This window comes from Dermatophilus congolensis, assembly GCF_900447215.1.
GTDB lineage: Bacteria > Actinomycetota > Actinomycetes > Actinomycetales > Dermatophilaceae > Dermatophilus > Dermatophilus congolensis_A.
The window spans coordinates 2,263,517-2,285,956 of record NZ_UFYA01000001.1; the positions used below are offsets into that span (position 1 = coordinate 2,263,517).

The 22,440-nt window shown below is 60.7% G+C and carries 16 protein-coding genes and 1 pseudogene; 10 read left to right on the plus strand and 7 right to left on the minus strand.

The features are described from left to right. Window positions 1-126: 126 nt before the first annotated feature. Window positions 127-705 (minus strand): NUDIX hydrolase, encoded by a 579-nt coding sequence (locus DXZ77_RS09940; protein WP_115032865.1) that lies wholly within the window; start codon window positions 703-705, stop codon window positions 127-129. A gap of 42 nt (window positions 706-747) precedes the next feature. Between DXZ77_RS09940 and DXZ77_RS12505 the strand changes: the two genes are divergently transcribed. Then, window positions 748-876 carry a hypothetical protein gene (locus DXZ77_RS12505; RefSeq protein ID WP_258553261.1) on the plus strand — a complete coding sequence of 43 codons (129 nt, stop codon included), beginning with the start codon at window positions 748-750 and terminating at the stop codon, window positions 874-876. Between the two features lie 251 nt (window positions 877-1,127). On the opposite strand, the gene DXZ77_RS09950 is transcribed toward DXZ77_RS12505, so the two are convergent. Further along, entirely contained in the window at window positions 1,128-1,892 is a 765-nt protein-coding gene (locus DXZ77_RS09950; protein ID WP_181816112.1) for an alpha/beta fold hydrolase, read from the minus strand. A 68-nt stretch (window positions 1,893-1,960) separates the two neighbouring features. Beyond that, window positions 1,961-2,899 (minus strand): DUF808 domain-containing protein, encoded by a 939-nt coding sequence (locus DXZ77_RS09955; protein WP_115031873.1) that lies wholly within the window; start codon window positions 2,897-2,899, stop codon window positions 1,961-1,963. 908 nt (window positions 2,900-3,807) lie between these two features. Between DXZ77_RS09955 and DXZ77_RS09960 the strand changes: the two genes are divergently transcribed. The 4 genes from DXZ77_RS09960 to DXZ77_RS09970 all read left to right on the plus strand — a co-directional run bounded on the left by DXZ77_RS09960 (window position 3,808) and on the right by DXZ77_RS09970 (window position 10,519). Further along, window positions 3,808-4,887, plus strand: a complete 1,080-nt coding sequence (locus DXZ77_RS09960; RefSeq protein ID WP_115031875.1) for a trypsin-like serine peptidase — start codon at window positions 3,808-3,810, stop codon at window positions 4,885-4,887. A 23-nt stretch (window positions 4,888-4,910) separates the two neighbouring features. Continuing rightward, window positions 4,911-5,087: a hypothetical protein gene (locus DXZ77_RS12115; protein ID WP_181816113.1), complete on the plus strand. Its 177-nt coding sequence runs from the start codon at window positions 4,911-4,913 to the stop codon at window positions 5,085-5,087. Window positions 5,088-5,423: 336 nt separating this feature from the next. Then, complete coding sequence (locus DXZ77_RS09965; RefSeq protein WP_115031877.1) at window positions 5,424-9,515, plus strand: MFS transporter; 4,092 nt, start codon at window positions 5,424-5,426, stop codon at window positions 9,513-9,515. Beyond that, window positions 9,512-10,519 (plus strand): alpha/beta hydrolase, encoded by a 1,008-nt coding sequence (locus DXZ77_RS09970; protein WP_181816114.1) that lies wholly within the window; start codon window positions 9,512-9,514, stop codon window positions 10,517-10,519. The genes DXZ77_RS09965 and DXZ77_RS09970 overlap by 4 nt, the downstream gene beginning before the upstream one ends. Here the strand turns inward: DXZ77_RS09970 and DXZ77_RS09975 are convergent. After that, a complete protein-coding gene (locus DXZ77_RS09975; RefSeq protein WP_115031881.1) occupies window positions 10,516-11,787 on the minus strand; it encodes a glutaminase in 1,272 nt (423 codons plus the stop codon). The genes DXZ77_RS09970 and DXZ77_RS09975 overlap by 4 nt on opposite strands. A gap of 165 nt (window positions 11,788-11,952) precedes the next feature. Here DXZ77_RS09975 and cobN point away from each other — a divergent pair, with 165 nt between their 5' ends. Beyond that, window positions 11,953-15,759 carry a cobaltochelatase subunit CobN gene (cobN, locus tag DXZ77_RS09980; protein WP_115031883.1) on the plus strand — a complete coding sequence of 1,269 codons (3,807 nt, stop codon included), beginning with the start codon at window positions 11,953-11,955 and terminating at the stop codon, window positions 15,757-15,759. Between the two features lie 81 nt (window positions 15,760-15,840). Here the strand turns inward: cobN and DXZ77_RS09985 are convergent, their stop codons facing one another. After that, the gene (locus DXZ77_RS09985) at window positions 15,841-16,581 is read right to left on the minus strand and encodes a polysaccharide deacetylase family protein (protein ID WP_115031885.1); all 741 of its coding nucleotides are present in this window, start codon (window positions 16,579-16,581) and stop codon (window positions 15,841-15,843) included. Window positions 16,582-16,898: 317 nt separating this feature from the next. Between DXZ77_RS09985 and DXZ77_RS11900 the strand changes: the two genes are divergently transcribed. Then, a complete protein-coding gene (locus DXZ77_RS11900; RefSeq protein ID WP_147279268.1) occupies window positions 16,899-17,363 on the plus strand; it encodes a hypothetical protein in 465 nt (154 codons plus the stop codon). Here DXZ77_RS11900 and DXZ77_RS09995 read toward each other — a convergent pair. Then, on the minus strand, window positions 17,360-17,890 hold the full coding sequence (locus tag DXZ77_RS09995; protein ID WP_115031889.1) for a hypothetical protein: 531 nt from the start codon (window positions 17,888-17,890) through the stop codon (window positions 17,360-17,362). The genes DXZ77_RS11900 and DXZ77_RS09995 overlap by 4 nt on opposite strands. Window positions 17,891-17,926: 36 nt before the next feature. On the opposite strand from DXZ77_RS09995, the gene DXZ77_RS10000 reads away from it, so the two are divergent. Continuing rightward, window positions 17,927-18,232: a hypothetical protein gene (locus tag DXZ77_RS10000; protein ID WP_115031891.1), complete on the plus strand. Its 306-nt coding sequence runs from the start codon at window positions 17,927-17,929 to the stop codon at window positions 18,230-18,232. 42 nt (window positions 18,233-18,274) lie between these two features. On the opposite strand, the pseudogene DXZ77_RS12725 reads toward DXZ77_RS10000, so the two are convergent. Further along, window positions 18,275-18,757 (minus strand): annotated as a pseudogene (locus tag DXZ77_RS12725) (DEAD/DEAH box helicase family protein); the annotation flags it as partial. On the opposite strand from DXZ77_RS12725, the gene DXZ77_RS10010 reads away from it, so the two are divergent. Further along, a complete protein-coding gene (locus DXZ77_RS10010) occupies window positions 18,693-21,263 on the plus strand; it encodes a VWA domain-containing protein (RefSeq protein WP_220181631.1) in 2,571 nt (856 codons plus the stop codon). The pseudogene DXZ77_RS12725 and the gene DXZ77_RS10010 sit on opposite strands and share 65 nt — an antisense overlap. A gap of 58 nt (window positions 21,264-21,321) precedes the next feature. Next, a complete protein-coding gene (locus DXZ77_RS10015; protein WP_181816115.1) occupies window positions 21,322-22,305 on the plus strand; it encodes a magnesium chelatase ATPase subunit I in 984 nt (327 codons plus the stop codon). The last annotated feature ends 135 nt before the right edge of the window (window positions 22,306-22,440 follow it).

The following is a 22,440-nucleotide window of genomic DNA, read 5'->3' on the forward strand; positions in this document are numbered from 1 at the left end:
CTGGGTTGGTTGCTCTGGTTTGAGCATGCTTGTCGGGCACGTGGTCATCGTGCAACCTGTGGATGCCGGGTTTGTGGCCGGGTGTGTGTATTTATGCATTCACTCACACGCACAATGTGGTGCAGATCACTTTTCTGGGGCAGCTGCGCGGCGCCTGGCAGCTAGCTGCGCTTCGGGTAGAGGACGCACGATGCTGTGGTCATAAGGCAGGGTTAAGCCTGCAGCGGTGATTACTGCATCGAGCAGCATGGCGGTGAATCCCCAGATGAATAATCCCTGAGCTGTGAATCCTGGGCCGCGGTGACCACTCGGTGATATGACCGAGAATCGGTTCGCTGGGTTAACCAGGTCAGCTATTGCTATTCGTTCAACGCGGGCAACTTCGCGGGGGTCACGTGCTTCTAGGCGATGTGGGGTGTGCCACCAGCCTATTACCGGGGTGACGCAGTTGCGTCGTGGCCGCATGAATAGTGCCGGTAGCGTCGAAATGATCTCTACGGATGCTGGTTGTATTCCTACTTCTTCGTGGGCTTCTCGGAGTGCGGCTGCGTTTGGCCCATTGTCGGTTGGTTCTTCGTGGCCGCCGGGGAAGGCTACTTGTGCAGCGTGTGAGCGCATTGAGTGCGCACGTTCTGTCAGCACGATTTCGATGCTTGCCGGGTCGTGCAGCTCGTCGGTGATGTGTGGGGCGGGGCCGAAGAGCATCAGCACAGATGCTCTTCGTTGCGGATGTGGCGGTGGCGTGAATTGCGTGAACCAGGCGGGTCTTTCGGTGGTGATTTGGGTGCTGGCGCGCGTGAGCCAGGTGGGGATTTGTGGGGTACTGGCGGTGTGGGGCACAGCGCTTATGTGCCTGTGGTGGGTGAGCAGCCGTGAGGGCCACAGGCGGGTGGGGCTTCAGCGCTGGTTGGCTGATCTATCACCATGCGGAAAGGGTTTGTGACCTCGAACTGATCGGGGACATGTGCATTCTGCCCCTGACTGGGGGCTGGGCTGCGGTTTGTTTCCTTGTGTCTTGTGCTGCGCAGTTGCCCAGCTTGGTGTGACTGGTTTTGGGAGGTCATAGGTGTCTCAACCATGTTGGTGGGTTGCCCGTTTCGTGATTGGTAAGCTTCCCAGCTTTGTGTTTAGTAGGTGTGCGGTTCAACGCCGAGGAAGTCCCACAGGCGGGTATTGAACTCTTCGACATTTTCATTCATAGGTTCAGTGCTAGCGCCGGGGACGATGAAGACCTCGGCTTGCGCGATGTTGGCTGCGATGTGTTCGGCAGCGGCGCGTCCTGCTCGGTCTCGTTCACCGGCAACGAGCAGTGTTTTTGCGGTGATTGCATCGAGATGGTCGCCTGCTTCGAAGGTGGCGATCATGTCCAGGGCGGAGGCGACGCGGTTTTTGGAAACACCCATCGCTTCGAAGCGGGAGCGTGGGGTCATTTTGAGGGCCATTTTTTGCGCTTTGAGAGCTGCGGCGGGTGGGCGGATTTGCGCGCCGATGAGGACGAGGTGAGAGATGGTTTCGGGAGCGTCGACGGCCATTTGCATGCCGACCATGCCGCCGAGGGTATGCCCAATGATGGCGGTGCGAGGTGCCCCTTCGAGTTGGAGGTTCATGAGGAGGTCTCCGGCGGCTGCGGAGAAGTCGAAGGTTTCGTTGGCTGCTGGGCGCATTCCCCGCAGCCAGGGGGCCTGGGCGCGGATTCCTACGGGTGGGAGCTTTGCGACTTGGTTTTCCCAGGTCAGGGGCGATCCGCCGAGGCCGTGCAGGAAGGTGAGGTGGCGGGCGCGGCCGTCCCAGAGGCGCGCTTGGGGATCGGGCGCAGACTCGGCAGCGAACATCGCTTCGAGGGCTTCGTTGTCGGGCAGGTCGCCTGGGAAGTTGCCGGGAAGATCGCTCACGGTTTCATGATCCCAGGCGCGGCGGCGTGTGGCGACTCTGCTATCGCCACACGCCGCCGCGCCTGGATTTAGTGAGCGGTTTTGCCGGGGATGAGGTGCGTGATGAGCACAACGATCACCCCAACGATGAGTCCGGCCAGGGCAGAGAAGGCTGTGTTGGTCACCCATCCGAGTGGTCCACCTAGTGGGCCGGTTGCTGCGGTGACGGCTCCTTCGAGGTGGTGCACTACTGCGTAGGGTGCTGCGAGTCCGAGCTCAGCGGCTCCGGAGAGCAGAATGTGGCCACCAACCCACAGCATGGCGACGGTGCCTACGGCGCCCAGCGCGGCGAGCACTTTAGGCATTCCGGTGACCAGGGCGCGGCCGAGTGTTTGCGCCGCTCCGGACCGTTGGGTGGTCATGGCGATGCCAATATCGTCCATTTTCACGAGTAGGCCGACGAATCCGTATACGCCTGCAGTGATGAGCAAAGCTACGACTACGAGGATGATTGCTCTTTCCCAGAATGTTTGGTGAACGACTTCATTGAGGGAGATCACCATGATTTCTGCAGAGAGGATGAAGTCTGTGCGGATTGCACTTTTCACCATCTTGTCTTCCGTTTCTGGTCCCTGCAGAACTGCGGGAGATTCTTCTTTTTCTTCCTCATAACCTGTCACTTTGTCCCAAATTTTTTCTGCGCCTTCGAATGACAGGTACAGCCCACCGAGCATGAGTAGTGGGGTGAGCAGAAATGGCGCAAACTGGCTCAGGATAAGGATTGCCGGGAGAATAAAAACTATTTTATTTACCAGAGATCCTTTGGCAATTCTCCAGATGGCTGGAAGTTCCCGATCTGGGGTGAATCCTGTGACGTAGCGGGGTGTCACTGCGGTGTCATCGACGACGACGCCAGCAGCTTTGATGCTGGCTTTACCTGCGGCAGCGGCCACATCATCAATGGAGGCGGCAGCAAGTTTGGCGAGCATAGCGACGTCATCGAGTAAAGCAACCAGACCAGCGGCCATGAAACCTCCTGAGCATATGGCAGGCACGGAAGCGCTGCCCGATGAAGCGGGGCGTTTACCACCGCTGTCCTACCGTACCTATTCGCATTAACGGGATGTTGCCGTGACTACAGCCGGCTTGTAGACGCACCTAGCCCTGGTCGCCACATGCTCAGATTTTTAACATTCTAGGAAAGCTTCTTGAATTAGCTTTTCCACTATTGGATCAGCCTTTCCCACCTTTAGGGTCTCGATAGCAGATTCTTCAATGAAGATCACAGGTTTTTGCACAGAACTCATGAGTTAACTAGGGCTTGCGCGATTTTCAGACCTAGCCGCCTCATCTTCCCTTCTGGAAACGCAGCACCTGCACCCCTCGACCACCGGACCCCGAAGCGTCTGCAGTTCACTCTTACCTGGGCGCAGCGGATCGCTTGTAGTCATCCACCGCTAGCGCGCCAGCGCAGCTACCCGGCCCGCTTTTCGGAACCTCTGAGCAACGAATGGAGGTTTGTTTGCGGATTGTCACAGTTTCGTCTCAGTTTGCGAGATCACTGAAACTAAACTTTTTGAGTGAGCTCAATATCACCGAATCTGCCGAAAACATTGACTTAAGCATCGCTTCTCTAACGAGTTCACCCCCGCCTCAAACAGGCCCCCAGAAGACTTCATATATACGTGAATGCCAGCTGAATCTGACACGCCGACAAGCAAACACACTGTTATCAAACCGTTACTACGCATCTCATTTGCTGTCGCGAACGACTACTGTCCCCACTGGTCGGATCTCTCCGCCTGGCGACTGACACCAACGCATGCACAGGACACCCGCAACACGTCCTGCCCCCCTGCAGGCATTTGGACCGTCAACCCCCTTTTCACCAGGGGGTACGCCCAACCCTTCTCCAGCAGAAAGTACGAGTAGGTTGATGAAGTCTTTCACCACCAGAGCAGCACGGCGTCCCCTGATCGCCGCCGCAATCGCCCTCACCACTCTCGCCACCCCTGCACTGGCCTACACGGCCAGCGCCAACCCTGGCGGCCAGAACCAGCCCTCAGCCACCGCACCGGCTGGCCCGGGCGCGTCCACCCCCACGGGCCACCAGGACCCGAACAAGCCATTCATCACCCACGAGTTCACCCAGCAGAAGAAAGCTGTCACGGACTACTGGACTCCGGAGCGCATGAAGGCTGCGATCGACATGACGCAGGACTTCAACTCCGACCAGAACGGACCGACGGCCGCCCCCACGGCCAAGCCGACCGAGCCAGCGAAGCAGCAGAGCGCTCAGCCGATGTCCTACGCCGGCACCACGGTTCCCCGCGCCGCTGCTGAGGCACCTCGCCCCACCATCGGCAAGGTCTTCTTCAAGATGCGCGGCAAGGACTACGTCTGCTCCGCGAACTCCGTGCAGTCCAAGAACAAGTCCGTTGTCGCCACCGCTGGCCACTGCGCCAACGACAAGGGCCAGTACGCGGACAGCTTCATGTTCGTCCCGGCCTACGAGAACGGCAAGGCTCCCCTCGGCGAGTGGGTCGGCGTGCGCGCCTACACCCCCACCGACTGGGTGCAGCGTGGCGAAATGAACATGGACACCGCGTTCGTGGTCATCGCTCCGGCTGAAGACGGCAGCAAGCTGGCCGACAAGGTTGGCGCCACCGGTGTCGCCTTCAACCAGCCCCGCGGCCAGGAGTACTCGGCCTTCGGGTACCCGGCAGCTAAGCCCTTCGACGGCCAGACCCTGAAGTCCTGCCACGGCAAGGCCCAGGACGACCGCCACAACAGCAAGCGCACCTCGCAGGGCATCCCCTGCGACATGACCGGTGGCTCCTCCGGTGGCCCCTGGTTCGTCGGCAACGGCTACGACCCGGCCAAGTCCGTGCAGAACTCCGTGAACTCCTACGGTTACAAGAACACCGGCACCGACATGTACGGCCCGTACTGGGGTAAAGAAATCCAGCAGGCCTACGAAGACGCTTCGGCGGACAACAACACCAACAAGAAGTGACAACCCAGCGATAAGGAGTAACCATGAGCAGCCCCGAAAAAGACCACCACACCTCCATGGGGGAAATGGCCGAAGCTCAGGGCACTCGTGAATACTTCACCGCTGCCCGTCAAGCTGCAGCCGAGCCGGCCCCGCTACTCCAGGATCTTCCAGATGATGCTGACGAGCACTCATCTGAAAAGACTGAACAGCAGCCGTAACGGCGACACAGCAGAATGACCCCCGCCTCGCCCGCCAATTCCCGGCGGGCGAGGCGGCGGCGTATTCACACAAACGCGTCGGGACCTGGAGAGAGAATCACTGGGTTAAACGACATTCCCTCCCCAGGTCCAGCACCTCCACGGCCTCTTATCGGCACGTGGTCACCGACGCCACACGCTCATTTTCCGTAGCCTCGACGTGGCGGTCACACCTATCGGGGGAAGGTGATCCGCGCACACGCCGCACTACTCGGTCACATTGGTGCAGGTCACAACCTGCAGAGATGTCCGTCTCCCCCGAACTCATCACGAGAGAAACCCCTCGGGAGACTTGCCATGTACAAAGCACCTACCGGACCGATCCCCGTGCCTCCACGGGGCGAACGGCAGCGCAATCAGGGCGAGCGACCCGAACTTCCTAGCCGCCGCAGCCGCCGCGAACAACCGAACGCTCAATGGGATCAAACCGCACCTGCTAGGCACGCAGCGCCCTCGAGCGATTGGTCCTCTCCCTCGTCTTCTTCGTCTACTTCTGGTGGGTACGCTTCAGCTGCAGATGCATGGAACGCTGCACTGGCCAACAACAAAGAAGTATCTGGCTCCCAAACATCGACTCCCGGTGCTACCTCTTCTTGGAATAGCGGCACCTCGACTTCTTCACCATGGGGAACAAGTAGCACCTCAAACGGGTGGGAAAACACCTCAAACAGCTGGGAATCACGTACCTCTTCCAGCTCGTACGGAACTTCTGGCAGCAGCTGGAGCAGCTCTGCCCCCAACGGGGGCACTTCTTCGACCTCAACTGCATCGTCCCCACCTGAAACTCCTAGTCGCCGCAGCCGCCGCGAACAACGCGCCGCCGATTCTTGGAGTTCTCCTGCCACCAGCGCTAGTGGCAGTAATGGCTGGTCTACCACCAGCAGTGATGCATGGGCATCACCCAGCACCAGCAGCACTCCCGAAACTCCTAGTCGCCGCAGCCGCCGCGAACAACGCGCCGCCGATTCTTGGAGTTCTCCTGCCACCAGCGCTAGTGGCAGTAATGGCTGGTCTACCACCAGCAGTGATGCATGGGCATCACCCAGCACCAGCAGCACTCCCGAAACTCCTAGTCGCCGCAGCCGCCGCGAACAACGCGCCGCCGATTCTTGGAGTTCTCCTGCCACCAGCGCTAGTGGCAGTAATGGCTGGTCTACCACCAGCAGTGATGCATGGGCATCACCCAGCACCAGCAGCACTCCCGAAACTCCTAGTCGCCGCAGCCGCCGCGAACAACGCGCCGCCGAACAACGCACCAGCACACCACCAGCCGAAAGCTGGAACTGGGACCAGCCCACCAGTTCCACAAGCACCACTGACACCTGGGGAAAAACCAGCAGTACTAACGCCCCCTCCACCAGCACCAACGGCGGCACCAATAGTTGGTCTGCCACCAGCGCTAGTGGCAGTAATGGCTGGTCTACCACCAGCAGTGATGCATGGGCATCACCCAGCACCAGCAGCACTCCCGAAACTCCTAGTCGCCGCAGCCGCCGCGAACAACGCGCCGCCGAACAACGCACCAGCACACCACCAGCCGAAAGCTGGAACTGGGACCAGCCCACCAGTTCCACAAGCACCACTGACACCTGGGGAAAAACCAGCAGTACTAACGCCCCCTCCACCAGCACCAACGGCGGCACCAATAGTTGGTCTGCCACCAGCGCTAGTGGCAGTAATGGCTGGTCTACCACCAGCAGTGATGCATGGGCATCACCCAGCACCAGCAGCACTCCCGAAACTCCTAGTCGCCGCAGCCGCCGCGAACAACGCGCCGCCGAACAACGCACCAGCACACCACCAGCCGAAAGCTGGAACTGGGACCAGCCCACCAGTTCCACAAGCACCACTGACACCTGGGGAAAAACCAGCACCCCCGAAACCAACAAAAACAACAACTGGTCTACCACCAGCACCAACGGCAGTAGCAGTAGCAGTAGCAGTAGCAGTAGCAGTGAAAGATGGTCCAGCAGTAACAACAGCTGGGACCAACCCGAGACCACCAGCAGCTCTCCTCGCCCCGGCGCTAACTGGGGCTGGCCTTCCCGATCCGATTTTGGTCCGGCGACCCCCTCCCCCAACCAGCGCGCCCAAACCCCCCAGCGCCCAGCACCACAACACCAACCACACCCCGAAACCCCCGACTCACAACCCCAAAAACAACACACCCCAACCACCCCACGCCCAGAAAACCGCGCCACCAGCGCTCAAGAAGCCTGGGACCATGCCCGCGGCATCACCAGCACCCCCACCGAAGCAGCAACCACAGAAGAAACCCCCAAAACTTCGCGTCCAGGGGCGAACTGGGGGTGGCCATCCAGCTCTGCATTCGGAACCATCAAGAAAAAGCCCGAAGAACACACCACAGCCCCAGCTAAAGAAGAACCCTCCCCTGAGCCACGCCCCCGCCGCACCCAAAAAGAACAGTGGACCGAACCGGCCACCCCACCCATCCCCGCACGCCACAACGCCCACGACACCGACAGCACTCACGACGACTGGGATACCCCCAATATCAGTGACCGCTGGGACCAAGAAAACAATCAACCCACGCGTCAGACCCCGTGGGACCAGCGCCGCAACGAATCCCACCCCCGCCAGCGCCAAGAACAATCCCACTCCCGCCGCAACGAACACGAGCACGACCACGACGAATCTGCACGCACCACCCGCATACCCAGCGGCGACGATGACAACTGGGCACAACGGCGCCGCCCACGCCGCCCCGAAGAATGGGGCCCCACCGGCAACCCACGCCACCCCCACTGGGGAGAAAACGACGAACGCGAACGAGCTCGCAGCCACGAACGGGAACTACCTCACAACTACTGGGACGAAGACCCTGACGACGAAGAAGAGCCACCAGACCAAGCACGCACCCAGGCGCTACAAACACAAGTAGCCCCCCGAGATAACCGCAATCGTCAAACCCACCACGACGAGCGCGACCAACCTCACGAACGTAGCCGCGAGCGCGAGCAGCCGTTCAACCCTCACGAAGCCCGCACCGAAGCGATCCGTGCACGCCTGGACCAAGCAAAAACCCAAGCTATCCAGGTCCGGCCAGAACGTCCCGAACCTCATGGGGTCACCAGCAGGCGACTTCGCCAGTACCAAGAACCCCAGACTCGTAATGCCCGCGATGACTACGAGGAGGACTACGACAACGACAGTTACGAGGAATACACCAGCCGCGGCCCCCGCATACTCGCTGGCCGTGCCTCACACAAACTCACTGCACTGCTGTGCTGGCTGACCATCGCTCTTGAAGGGTTCGACTTGGTTGCTTTTGGCGCAGCCATCCCCACTCTCTTCGAAAACAAATACCTCGGCATGACTCCCGGCGACGCCACCCTCATCGCCACTGTCTCCTTGATCGGTGTAGCAATCGGATCCATCCTGGGGGGACCACTCACCGACAAATTCGGGCGACGAGGAGGGCTCATGGCAGCCATCGCCCTTTTCAGCTTCTCCACTATCGCTGTGCCCTTAACCCCCAGCATCCCCTTCTTCGCCGCTGCACGATTCCTGGCCGGTATTGGCTTAGGCGCCAGCATGCCGATCGCGATCGCAACCGCCACCGAAAGCGGCCGTCACGATCGCAAGGCCTCATCAACCACAATGACCATGACCGGCTATCACGTCGGAGCCGTGCTGATCTCCATCGTCGCTATGACAGTGCTTCCGCACTGGCAACTACTGTTCTACATCGGTGGTGCGGCAGGGCTGCCGCTCATCCCGCTCGTGTGGCTGTTCTTCCACGACTCGCACAGCGCACTCGTGCCTCGCCACAACCGCAGCACTTTCGGTGACCTGCTCAGCAACCACAAAGGCGCCATTCTTGGCTCCTGGGTAGCTTCCTTCCTGAGTCTGCTGCTCGTCTATGGCCTCAACATTTGGCTACCCCAACTGATGCGCAGCGCAGGCTACTCACTGGATGCTTCCCTGTCTTTGCTGTTCATCATGAATGCAGGAGCCATCACTGGTCTGGCCATCGCAGGCATCGTCGCCGACCGCGGCGGAATCAAACGCTCCACCGCCATCTGGTTCGCAGCCTCCGCGGTATTCCTCGCTCTCCTGTCCATCCACTGGGAGAACGAATTCATCCTGCACATCCTCATGTTCATCACTGGACTCTTCGTGTTCAGCGCCCAAGGACTCATCTACGCCCACATCGCCCACCTCATCATCCCCAGCAAACGAGGCACCGCCCTCGGCCTGGCCAGCGGTATCGGCCGTATCGGCGCCATCACTGGACCAGCCATCACCGGTACCCTGCTATCTGCAGGGCTGGGGCACCCATGGGGTTTCTACGTGTTCTCAGGTATCGCGCTGCTAGGCACTCTTGCCGTGCTACTCATGCCAGCCACCCCGCGGAGCCTACGGTGAGCCCCACCCCCACCCACTTCACCCTCGCCGCTGCTGCCCTGGCAAGCATTCTGCTCACCACTGCCTGCGCGGTGCCGCTCACCCCGCAGGAGTACGCCTCCCACCACCCAACAGTCACCACCCAACCCACCCCCATCACCCCCCAACACCTCCTTGACCAGCCCTACGTAGCCAAAGGTGACCCCCGGCAACGACTCGACCTGACCGTCCCCCCAGGCCAAAAAGGACGCATCCCCGTGGTCATGTTCATCCACGGCGGCGCCTGGTCCGGCGGTGACCCTCGCAGCTTCGAATCTTCCAAAAACGCTAACTTCGCTGCCCTACGATCAGCCCTGCTGGCACAAGGATGGGCGACCGCTTCCATCGGCTATCGGCTCACCCCCGAAGCTGTGATGCCCGCCCAACTCCACGATGTCAAGGCTGCCACCCGATGGCTCCACGCCCACGCCGGACGCTACGGACTGGACCCTCAGCGCATCGCCGTCATCGGTGAGTCCGCTGGCGGGCACCTCGCCCAACTCCTGGGAACCACCCGCGGAAACCCTTCAGCCGAAGGCACCATCGGCATCACCAAAGCCTCCAGCAGTGTCGCCGCAGTAGTGAGCCTCTACGGCGTCTCTGACCTGACTAACCTCGTCCAGCAACGCGTCGATGCTGGATGCGGCACTGGCGACCACGGCCCGGACTCTCCCGAAGGAAAACTCATCGGCGGTAAAGACCCTGCCGATGCAGCCAACGCTGACGCCGCAGACGCCGCCAGCCCCATCACCCAAACCTCACGCAACTCTGCCCCCACCCTCTTCCTCCACGGCACCCACGACTGCATCGTCCCCCACACCCAATCCGAACGCGCCGCCACCGCCCTACGCAACAACCAAGTCAACACCGAGGTCCACCTCATCGACGCCGGTCACGCCGACCCCACCTTCTACACCACCCCCGAAATACGCGCACACATCATCACCTTCCTCAAACACCACTTCACCACCCCCACAAACCGCTAAAGCACCACCTCATCCAAACTGTCCGCCAACCGCAACGACCCCCCTTCCCCCGGCCACGGCACCGGACCACGCCACCCCACCCACCACACGTCATACCCCTCCAACGTCATCCGCCGCGCCAACTCCAACAACATCCGCCGCGCAACATCATCCAGATGCGGCACATCAATAAGGTCAAACACCACCGTCCGCTCCGAGGGGCCCTCATCAGAGACCATCCGCACCACCCGCTCCACCGCAGCAAACCGAAGCGCCCCTTGCAAGTCATACACAAACACCACCCCACCAGTGACCTGCACCGGCCCAGCAAACCTCACCACCGACATCGCCGGCGGCGGCACCTCCATCAAATGCATCCCCATATCGCCAGACAACCGCTGAAACACCTCCACCCCACGCACACTGTTCCCATGCGCATCCAACGGCGGAGACAACGTCGCCACCCCTAACTGGCCCGGCAACGCCCCAATAATCCCCCCGCCCACACCTGACTTAGCCGGAATCCCCACCGACGTAATCCACTCCCCCGCCTCGTCGTACATGCCACACGCAAACATCACCGACATCACCTGACGTACCACCGGAGCCAACACCACCTGCTCCCCCGTCAACGGCTGCACACCACCATTGGCCAACGTCGCCGCCATCAACGCCAAATCACGCACCGTCACCCGCAACGCACACTGCATCGTGTACCCACGCACTACATCCTCCGGCTCGTCCGGAAGAACCTCATACCCCCGCAACATATTCGCCAACGCACGATTGCGATACGCCGTCTGCAACTCAGACTCAAACACATCCTGATCCAACGACAACTCCCGACCAGCAAAAGCACTCATCCCCGCACGAATCCGTTCAAAACGCGCATCCGCCCCATCACCAACCCCACCCACCAACGCGTGCGCAGTCAACGCCCCCGCATTAATCATCGGATTCAACGGCCGTTTAGACCCCACATCCAACGACAACTCATTAAACGCCTCCCCCGAAGGCTCCACCCCGATATACGCAGCCAACTCCGGCAAACCCCGATCCACCAACGCCATCGCATACACAAACGGCTTCGAAATCGACTGAATCGTGAACTCCACCTCCGTATCCCCCACCGCATACACCTGACCATCCACCGTCGACAAAGCCACCCCAAACAACGACGGATCCTGCTTAGCCAACTCCGGAATGTAATGCGCGTTCTCACCCGCCAACCACGCATCCGAACACGTCTCACAAATCTGCCGAACGTAATCCGGAATCATTGACCTCATCCCCCCATCCTGACCCCACCAACCACAAACAACCCCACCTCGACACCCCCAAACCCACCACCCACCAACACCACCCAAGCAACCAAACCGCACCACCACCTACCTCACTAAGATGATCAGAACCGCGTTGCACCCCACAGCAACACCCCCAAGCGAGGAGCCTTCGTGACCCGCATCGCCCTGCTATCCACCTCCGACACCGACCTCCTCGCCGCCCGCGGCAGCGGAGCCAACTACATCTACGCCAACCCCAGTCGCCTCGAACGCGAAGCCTGGCACCACATCGGAGAAGGCAGCGGCAACCACCACGAAGACACCCGCAAAGCCACCACCCACATCACCCAACAACTCCACCAACTCACCAACGACGCCGACCTCGTCATCTACCGATACCTCGGCTCCGCAGCCGGCATGCCCGAACACTTCCCCCACCTCCAAAACCACCTCAACCACACCAACACACCCCTCATTGTCCTCGGCGGAGAACAAGCCCCCGATGCCTCCCTCATGGCCTACTCCACCGTCCCCACCGGCGTCGCCGCCCAAGCACACATCTACCTGGCCCAAGGCGGCCCAGAAAACCTCACTAACCTCCACGCCTTCCTCGCCGACACCGTCCTACTCACCGGCGACGCCTTCGCCCCCCCCACACAACAACCTTTCTGGGGAACTCTCCCGCGCACTCAACCCACCACCCCCCGCCCCGACGGATACCCACGCCCCCGCATCGGCATCATCTTCTACCGAGCCCAATACACCGCTGGAAACACCACCTACGTCCACGCTCTGGCTGACGCCATCGACAACGCAGGCGGTGTCGGAACTCCCATCTTCGCCGCCTCCTTACGCGAAGCCCCCGACGACCTCCTCGCACACCTGAGCACCTACGACACCCTCATCACCACCGTCCTAGCCTCCGGCGGAGCAGCAACCAACACCGCCAACGTCACCGCCGGCGGTGACGACGAAGCATGGAATGTCGAAGCCCTCGCCCGCCTAGACCTACCCATCATCCAAGGGCTCTGCCTCACCTGGAGCCGCAACAGCTGGGAAAACAGCGACGACGGCATGAGCCCCCTAGACGTCGCCACCCAAGTCGCCATCCCCGAATTCGATGGCCGCCTCATCAGCACCGCGTTCTCTTTCAAAGAAATAGACAACGACGGCCTCCCCCACTACGTACCCGACCCAGAACGCTGCGCACGCGTCGCCGGAATCGCCGTCCGCCACGGCCTCCTACGCCACATCCCACCCCACGAACGACGCATCGCCATCGTCCTATCCGCCTACCCCACCAAACACTCCCGCATCGGCAACGCTGTCGGCCTCGACACCCCCGTGTCCGTCGTACGACTACTACGACGCATGGCCCAAGCCGGATACAACATCGGAAACCCCGGAGACATCCCCGGCATCCAACCCCCCAGCGACACCGAACTCGCAGCCGCGCCCGAACACGAAAACCCAGAAACAACCAGCGGAAACGCCCTCATCCACGCCCTCATCGACGCAGGCGGACAAGACCCCGACTGGCTCACCGCCGAACAACTCTCCGGACAGCCCATTCGCATCCCGGCCGCCACGTACCGGCAATGGTTCGCCAACCTGCCCGAACCACTCCAAAACGACATGACCCAGCATTGGGGAGAAGCACCCGGAAAAATCTACGTCGACCACAACAACCCCAACTGCCAAGACCCAGACGGTGAAATCGTCGGCGCTGCGCTGCGCGCCGGCAACGTCGTCCTACTCGTCCAACCACCACGCGGCTTCGGGGAAAACCCCATCGCCATCTACCACGATCCCGACCTCCCCCCCACACACCACTACCTGGCCGTATACCGCTGGATTGACGAAATCTTCGGCGCCCACGCCGTCGTCCACGTCGGCAAACACGGAAACCTCGAATGGCTTTCCGGTAAATCCCTGGCCCTAGATGCCACTGCAAGCCCCGACGCCGCCCTCGGCTCCATGCCACTCATCTACCCCTTCCTCGTCAACGACCCCGGAGAAGGCACCCAAGCCAAACGCCGCGCCCACGCCACCCTCATCGACCACCTCGTCCCCCCGATGGCACGCGCCGAAACCTACGGCGACATCGCCCGACTCGAACAACTCCTCGACGAATACAGCTCTGTGTCGGTCATGGACCCGGCCAAAGCACCCGCCCTCCAAGGCGAAATCTGGACCCTGCTCCAAGCAGCCAAAATGGACCGCGATCTTGGTCTAGAGGCACGCCCCAGCGAGGACGAATTCGACGATATGCTCCTGCACGTCGACGGCTGGCTTTGCGAAATCAAAGACGCCCAAATCCGTGACGGACTCCACACCCTCGGCCAAGCCCCCACCGGTGAAGCACGCGTCAACCTCGTCCTGGCAATCCTGCGCGCCAACCAAATGTTCGGCGGCACTATCGGCGCTATCCCCGGCCTACGAGTCGCCCTCGGCCTCGATGAAGGCGCAGACCGCGGCGGCGCCCGCAGCTGCGTTGACACCATCGAAAAACAAGCACGTGCCCTCGTCCAAGCACTCGAAGACGCCAACTGGGACATCACCGCTATCGACGAGGCAATCACTACCGTTCTCGACACCAGCGCCAATGAATCACCCATCGACATCGACGCAGTCCGCGCCTCCTTGGTATTTGCCTGCACCGAAGTCATTCCCCGCCTCGCAGGCACTGCAGAGGAGATCGAGGCAGTTATGCACGCTCTCGATGGCGGGTTCATCAAAGCGGGACCATCCGGTTCCCCGCTGCGTGGCCTTATAAACGTCTTGCCAACTGGGCGTAACTTCTACGCAGTCGACCCGCGCGCTATCCCTTCGCGCCTGGCATGGGAAACCGGCCGCCAGCTCGCAGACACTCTTCTCGAGCGTTATCTGGCCGAGACTGGCGAATACCCGCCTAGCGTCGGCCTGTCCATGTGGGGAACCTCAGCCATGCGTACCAGCGGTGACGACATCGCCGAGGTACTCGCGCTGATTGGTGTACGCCCTGTGTGGGACGAAGCTTCCCGCCGCGTCACCGGCGTTGAACCGATTCCTTTGGAAGAACTCGGTCGTCCGCGCATTGACGTCACCGTTCGTATCAGTGGATTTTTCCGTGATGCCTTCCCCTATGTCGTCACCATGCTCGATGACGCCATCTCCTTAGTGGCAGAACTAGAAGAACCTGCTGATCAGAACTATGTTCGTGCCCACGTCCACGCCGATGTAGCCGAAGGCACCGAAAAACGCCGCGCCACAAGCCGCATTTTCGGGTCCAAGCCTGGCACTTATGGGGCAGGGCTGTTGCCTCTGCTTGAGTCAGGTAACTGGCGCAGCGATGCCGATCTGGCCGAGGTGTACGCCACGTGGGGTGGATATGCCTATGGCCGTGAACTCGATGGCGTGCCTGCGCGTGGCGATATGGAACGTGCTTATCGACGTATCACGGTAGCTGCGAAAAATGTTGATACCCGTGAACATGACATCGCCGACTCTGATGACTATTTCCAGTACCACGGCGGAATGATCGCCACGGTGCGTGCGCTAACAGGTAACTCACCAAAGAGCTACGTCGGTGACTCAACAACTCCTGATGCGGTACGCACCCGTTCCTTGGCAGAAGAAACTGCCCGTGTTTTCCGAGCACGTGTGGTCAACCCACGATGGATCGGCGCGATGCAGCGGCACGGCTACAAGGGCGCCTTTGAGATGGCCGCCACCGTGGACTACATGTTCGGATTCGATGCTACTGCTGGCGTGGTTGAGGACTGGATGTACGAGAAACTCGCTGAGTCCTACGTGCTAGATGAAAAGAACCAGGAGTTTTTGAAACACGCGAACCCATGGGCGCTGCACGGCATTGTTGAACGGTTGAAAGAGGCTGCAGATAGAGGGCTATGGGAGAACCCGGACTCGGAGCTAATGGATCAGCTGCTCGAGGTGTACATGGATGTTGAGGGAGATCTAGAAGATTCCCAAGGCTAGGCAGACGAGCTAGAAGATAGGGCTCTGCTTGGGAATGCTTGCGTAAGCATTCCCGGGCAGAGCCCTATCTCACGGGGTGTCTCAGCGGCACTGAGGCAAAGTCTCGAACCGGTAGCCAGCTTTGGCTAGCTTCGGCAAAACCTGCCCGAGGGCGGCAACGGATTGGCTGCGCGGGCCGCCACCGTCGTGCATGAGCACGATGCTTCCGTTGCGGGTGTTTTTCATGACGCGGTTAACGATGGTGTTGACTCCTGGGCGGGACCAGTCAGAGGTGTCAACAGTCCACATGACCACGCTCTTACCTTGCTTGGCAACGGCGTTACGGACCGTTTGGTTAACGAATCCACCGGGGGGACGCATGCAGCTGGTGCGGCTACCAATCGCGGCATCGGTGCTGGTGAGTTCGTTGGCGATGCGGTTAGGCGCGATTTTGGTCAGCCACGAGTGTGTGTAGGTGTGGTTGCCGATGGCGTGGCCACCTGACCGGATCCGTTTGATAAGGCTTGGGTTGTTTTTTGCGTTGCCGCCGAGCACGAAGAAGGTGGCTTTGGCGTTGTGCTTTTTGAGCAGGTCCAGAACCTGGGGTGTGTATTTGGGGCTGGGACCGTCGTCAAATGTGAGGTAGACGACTTTGCTGTTTTTTTTCGTTTTGCTGCTGGGCTTGGCTACTGGCTTCGCGGCCGTGGCAGATGTGGTGGCAGTTGGTTTACGTGTTTCTTTTGGAGCTGCTTGGCTTGTCGTGGCCGTCCCGATGCTGGCGACGACCAATCCTGTTATTGCCGCTGCGGTAATCGCTTTGCGGCATCCCCCTGATGTACGCATAGTTTAGAACTATCTATCGTTCACCGATGTGGGACAAGTGGAGTTCTTTGTCCACGCAGGCCAGAGGGCTTTTATGTGGGACATCGGTGATGAATGCCTCACTGTGGGGTGAGTGGGGTGATGAAAAAGGGCCTCATGTTCAGGGGGTCTCACATTTGACTCACAATCCCCTTCCGATCCGAAGTATGGACAGTGCTTTTTCGTTTTATGGGAGCTTCTGTCTCTTTTTCGATATGTGCTGTTGGGGCGTTGGGGTGGGTCGATGGGGGTCTGGGCGTGTTGGTTGCCCAATGCCCTGTCGATGTGGAGGTTTTCGCGTGCTTGCGTGTTCGTTGGTTGCCGGTCCTCGGGATCGGGTGGGGTCGTTGCCGCACCACGCGGATGTGCTGGGTCAGTTGTTGACTCCAGGTGGGTGGACGTTTCGGTGTGTTGCTGATGCGCCTCGGGGTGAGGGGCCAGTGGCGCATCCGTCGTGGTCGTTGCGGCCAGCTTTTGGTGCCACGGAGTCAGGGGTGTTGTTGTTAGGGGTGGCTTTGGCGCTGGGGGGTGTGCGGGGGGCTGATGAGGTAGGTAAGTCGTTGGTGAGGCGGGCGCAGTTAGATCCGGGTAAGGATGTGTTGGCCTCTTCAAGGCTGGTGGATGCGTGTCGGCCGTTGCGGGGGTTGCCGTTGGCGGTGGTGTTGGTGGCGTTGCTGCCGGACCGGCAGGCGGCGTTGGGTGAGGTGGGTGCGTCGTTGGCGGGGTTGACGGGGTGGTCTGTGACGGTGGTTGGTGAGGTTTAGGGAGTGAGGAATTCGCGGGCGGCGGCCAGCCCCGCGGGGAAGGTGAATTGTTCGGTTGCTTGGGCGTTGCGGAGCATTTCGTTGTAGACGGCGTGTTGTTGGGGGGTGTCTTCGATGGTCTCGAGGGCGTAGAGGACGATGCCGCGGGCGATGCGTTGATTGGTGGGGTCAGAGGTGGGTGTGACGAGGCAGGCCAGGCGTCTAGTCATTTGTCGTTTGCTGCGGGTGGGGCTCAGGACGATGCCGATGTTTGCGGTGGGGGCGGTGATGCCTTCGTGGATGGTTTCGGTTGTGGTCTTGGTGTCGGGGGGTGTGTGCAGTGTGGTGCGTTGGATGTTGGAGTCGCCTGGGTTGGCGGTGTGGATGGCGAGGCTGTGGGGGTGGATGGTGGTGAGGGCTTGGGTGATGCGGGGGGTGGTTTCGGTGCCTTCGGTGAAGATGATGAGGTCGTCTTGGCTGGTGATGATGGGGGTCAGGGCGGTGATGGCGTCGAGTTTTGCTTGGGCTGTGGTCAGGGTGGTGCGCATGTTGGTGAGGGTGTTGAGGTATGTGGTGGCGCTGGTGTGTCCGGGGTGGTCGGGTTGTGTGGTCAGGGTGGTGGCGTAGGCGTGGAGGTTGGTATTGGGGCGGGCGCCGTGGTGGGTGATGAGGTCGGTTGTGGTGGCGTGGAGCTGTTGGATGGCGTGGGTGTATTGGGTGTGTTCTTCGGGGGTGAGGTGGATACCGATGCGGGCGATGCGGTAGGGGGTGATGAGGTTGTTGTTGATGGCGTCGCGGTAGCCCAGGCGGTGGACGACGTGGCGGAAGTAGGGCCAGAGGTGTTGGGCGTCGCCGGTGTCGCCGCGTTTGTATTCGGCGGTCAGGCCTAGGCGTCGGGTGTATTGGGGGGTGAGGGCGGGGGTGGTGTCGTCGGTGGCGTATCGGTGGACTTCGTCGGCGATGAGGAGGGCGGCTTCGTTGGGGTTGAGGGGGTTGTGTGTGGCGAGGTTGGTGGCGGTGGTGATGGTGACGTGGGCGTTGGGTGTGGTGGTGTCGCCGAGGGTGAGTTGGGGGTAGGCGTGGTGGATGCGTTGGTGCCATTGGTTGGCGAGGGCGTCGCTGGGGGTGATGAGGACGGTGCGTAGGCCTTCGCGTAGGGCGTCGGTGATGGCGGCGAGGGCTAGGGGGGTGCGGTCGGTGTCGACGGTTTCGATGACGCCGATGTGTCCGGCATTGTTCCAGGCGGTGATGGCGGTGTGTTGCCAGGGTTTGAGGTGGGGGTTGGGGAGGGTGGGGGTGTTGGTTGCGGTGGGCTGGTAGGTGGGTTGGGCTGGTTGGGGGGTGGTTTCGGTGGTGGTGTCGTCGGTGGTGGTGGTTTCGGTGTTGGCTAGTACGCGGGCGAGGAGGTTGGGGATGGGGGGTGTGGTGTTTTTGGTGAGGGTGGCGTTGGTGGCGCGTTGGGCGTCGGTGGCTTGGGCTTGGGCGGCGCGGGTGAGGGTGGGTGGGGTGTTGGAGGGGTGGTTGGCGCGGGCGCGGGCGCGGTTTTCTCGGGTTTCGGTGTGGGGTGGGACTAGGCGTAGGTCTGGGGTTTCGTCGGTGGGGGTGTTGTTGAGGGTGGTTTGGAGTGCGGCGATGCGTTGTTGCAGGTCCGAGACGGCCGCAGCGATGTCGATGACGGCTATTGCGAGGGCTTGTACTTGGGTGACGGCGTCGGCCCTGTTTTTTCCGTTTTTGCCCGCGATGGGTCTCGCCTCCTTGGTGGGTGCGGTGTGGGGGCCGCGGTGGTGTCTTGGTCGTACGGGTGTTTGTGTTGTGGTGCTTGTGGTGTCTCATCGGCGGGTTGGGGCTTTTTTTCAAGTGGATTCGTGTGTTTGTTGGGGGTTTGGTTGGGTGTCGTGGACGGGTGTTGGGTGGGAGGATGGGGGTGTGTCTGGGGTTGTTGGTGGCGATGTGAGTGGTGTGTTTCCGTTTTCTGCGTTGGTGGGGCAGGAGCGGATGTGTACGGCGTTGTTGTTGGTGGCGGTGGCCCCGCGGGTGGGTGGGGTGTTGTTGCGGGGTGAGAAGGGAACTGCGAAGTCGACGGCGGTGCGGGCGTTGGCGGCGTTGTTGCCTGGTGTGGATGGTGGGGTTGCTCCGATGCGGACGTTGCCGTTGGGGGTTACGGAGGATCGGGTGGTGGGTGGTTTGGATTCGGAGGTGACGATGCGGACGGGGGTGCCGTCGTTGCAGCCGGGGTTGTTGGCTGAGGTTGATGGTGGGGTTTTGTATGTGGATGAGGTGAATTTGCTTGATGATCATGTGGCGGATTTGGTGTTGGATGCTGCCGCTAGTGGTGTGAATCGGGTTGAGCGTGAGGGGTTGTCGTTGTCTCACCCGAGTCGTTTTGCGTTGGTGGGGACGATGAATCCTGAGGAGGGGGCGTTGCGTCCTCAGGTGTTGGATCGGTTTGGTTTGTGTGTGGAGGTGCAGGCGGAGCGGGATCCGCAGTGTCGGGTGGATTTGATGGTGGCGCGGGCGGCGTTTGATGCCGATCCGGTGGGTTTTTGTGCTGGTTTTGCGCAGGAGGAGGAGTTGTTGGCGGCGCGGGTGGCTGCGGCGCGGGTGGCGTTTGATGGGGTGGTGGTTCCGCGGGATGTGGAGTCGCACATTGTGGGGTTGTCGCAGCAGGCGTGTGTGGCGGGGCATCGGGCTGATGTGGTGATGGCTGATGCGGCGCGGGCGTTGGCGGCGTTGGAGGGGCGTTCGGTGGTGTCGGTGGGTGATGTTGATGTGGTGGCGGAGATGGTGTTGGTGCATCGTCGGCGTGAGGTGGGGCCGCCTCCTGGTGTGTCTGCTGAGCAGGAGGGGGTTTCGCAATCGGATTCGCAGTCAGATTCCCAACCGGGGTCGCAGCAGTCTCAGGATGTTCCGCAGTCGCAGGGTCCATTGTCTTCTGTTGATGAGGGTGTGGGGGGTTCTTCTTCGTCGTCTTCGGGTGCGGGTGTTGATGGTGAGGGGGCTGAGAGTGGTGAGGCTGGTGGGCAGGTTGCTCCGGTGGTGGCACCGGTGGGGGCTTCGTTCCGGGTGAAGCCGTTGGCGCCGACGCAGGATAGGTTGGCACGTAAGGGGTCTGGGCGGCGGATGCGGACGCGTAGTGCGGGTCGTCAGGGGCGGTATGTGCGTGCGCGTCCGGCGATGGATCGTGATGTCAGTGGTGTGGGTTTGGATGTGGCGGTGGATGCCACGTTGCGGGCTGCGGCTCCTTATCAGCGTTCGCGTCGTGAGGCTGCTGGGGTGGGGGCTGGGGTGTTTATTCGCCGTAGTGATTGGCAGGTGAAGGTTCGTGAGCGTCAGGTGGGGACGTGTCTTCTTTTTCTTGTTGATGCGTCGGGTTCTATGGGTGCGCGTGGGCGTATGAGTGCCACTAAGGGTGCGGTGTTGTCGCTGTTGATGGATGCGTATCAAAAGCGGGACAAGGTCGCGTTGGTGTCTTTTCGTGGGCAGGGTGCGCAGGTTCTTTTGCCGCCGACTGCTTCGGTGGAGCGTGCTGCGGATCTTTTGGAGGAGATGCCTACAGGGGGTCGTACTCCGTTGGCGTCGGGTCTTGTGGCAGCTGGGGAGGTTTTGCGTCCTTTGCTGATTAAGGAGCCTAATTTGCGGCCTCTTGTGTTGCTTATTTCTGATGGTCGCGGGAATGTGCATCTTGATGGCAGTAGGGGTAATGGGGCCGGTGAGGCTGAGCGGGTTGCGCGCGATTTGGGGCAGGATTCACGTGTTGAGTGGATAGTTGTTGATACTGAGCCCAGTGAGGCATCGCGGGGGCGTCGCGGTATTCGTCTTGGTTTGGCTTCGCGTTTGGCTGATGCGTTGGGGGCTACGTGTCACAGTGTTGAGGATTTGCGCGCTGAGGAGCTTGTTTCTCTTGTGAGGGATCGTTTGTGATCGTCTTGCTAATTTTTTGTGGGTTTTTGCGTTTTCTTTCTTTACGAAAGGTTTGTCGATGAGCCGCCCTGCTTTTCCTTTTACTGCAATTGTGGGTCAGGAGGATATGAAGCTTGGTCTTATTCTCGCCATCGTTAATCCTGCTCTTTCTGGTGTGTTGATTCGTGGCGAGAAGGGCACTGCTAAGTCAACGGCGGTGCGGGCGTTGGCTTCGATTTTGCCTGAGCAGGAGGTGGTGGCGGGGTGTCCGTTCCGTTTGGCTCCTGGTGAGCAGGGTGGGTTGTGTCATGAGTTGGGTTTGTCGTGTACGGGTGATGAGCAGGTGGTGTTTTCGCCGGTGCCGGTGGTGGAGTTGCCGGTGGGTGCGACGGAGGACCGGGTGGCGGGCACGCTTGATTTGGAGCGGGCGCTTCGGGAGGGTGAGCGGCATTTTGAACCGGGGCTGTTGGCTGCGGCGAACCGGGGGATTTTGTATGTGGATGAGGTGAATTTGCTTGATGACCATGTGGTGGATTTGCTTCTTGACTCAGCCGCGATGGGTGTAAATACGGTTGAGCGTGAAGGGGTTTCGCTGGCTCATCCTGCGCGTTTTTCTCTTGTGGGGACGATGAACCCTGAGGAGGGTGAGTTGCGTCCGCAGTTACTTGATCGTTTCGGGATGGTTGTCACGGTGGAGGGTTCTCATGATCCGCAGGAGCGGATTGAGGTGATGGAGCGGCGTTTTGCTTTCGAGAGTGATCCGGTGGGGTTCGCTGCGGAGTATGCGTCTTCGGATGCGGATTTGGCTGCTCGGGTGACGGCTGCGATGGGGTTGTTGCCGAAGGTGACTACTTCTCGGGAGGTGATGCTGCACATCGCGAATACGAGTTTGTCGGTGGGGGTGGATGGGCATCGGGCGGATTTGATGATGCTTCGGGCGGCCAGTGCTTTGGCTGCATGGGAGGGCAGGTTGGAGTCTTCTGTTGCGGATGTGGACCGTGCTGCAGGTTTTGTGTTGCCGCACCGGATGCGGCGGCGCCCGTTTGAGAGCGTGACTGGGTGAGATGTCAGGGGTAGGGAAAGTTTCAGTGGTGGCGACACGCCCGAATGCAGGAGTGTTTCTGGCGAGGTATTTCGCGGCTCTAACAGTCCCTTCTCCCTGCCATTTTGTTGATGTGTCTCTTACTTAGGTAATGCT

Excerpts from the sequence above, each read along its gene's own strand:
- DXZ77_RS09955 (WP_115031873.1), bottom strand. The coding sequence starts at position 2,899 with ATGGCCGCTGGTCTGGTTGCTTTACTCGATGACGTCGCTATGCTCGCC.
- DXZ77_RS12115 (WP_181816113.1), top strand. The coding sequence starts at position 4,911 with ATGAGCAGCCCCGAAAAAGACCACCACACCTCCATGGGGGAAATGGCC.
- DXZ77_RS09985 (WP_115031885.1), bottom strand. The coding sequence starts at position 16,581 with ATGCGTACATCAGGGGGATGCCGCAAAGCGATTACCGCAGCGGCAATA.
- DXZ77_RS09995 (WP_115031889.1), bottom strand. The coding sequence starts at position 17,890 with ATGCGCACCACCCTGACCACAGCCCAAGCAAAACTCGACGCCATCACC.
- DXZ77_RS10015 (WP_181816115.1), top strand. The coding sequence starts at position 21,322 with ATGAGCCGCCCTGCTTTTCCTTTTACTGCAATTGTGGGTCAGGAGGAT.
- DXZ77_RS09940 (WP_115032865.1), bottom strand. The coding sequence starts at position 705 with ATGCTCTTCGGCCCCGCCCCACACATCACCGACGAGCTGCACGACCCG.
- DXZ77_RS09965 (WP_115031877.1), top strand. The coding sequence starts at position 5,424 with ATGTACAAAGCACCTACCGGACCGATCCCCGTGCCTCCACGGGGCGAA.
- DXZ77_RS09960 (WP_115031875.1), top strand. The coding sequence starts at position 3,808 with ATGAAGTCTTTCACCACCAGAGCAGCACGGCGTCCCCTGATCGCCGCC.
- DXZ77_RS09975 (WP_115031881.1), bottom strand. The coding sequence starts at position 11,787 with ATGAGGTCAATGATTCCGGATTACGTTCGGCAGATTTGTGAGACGTGT.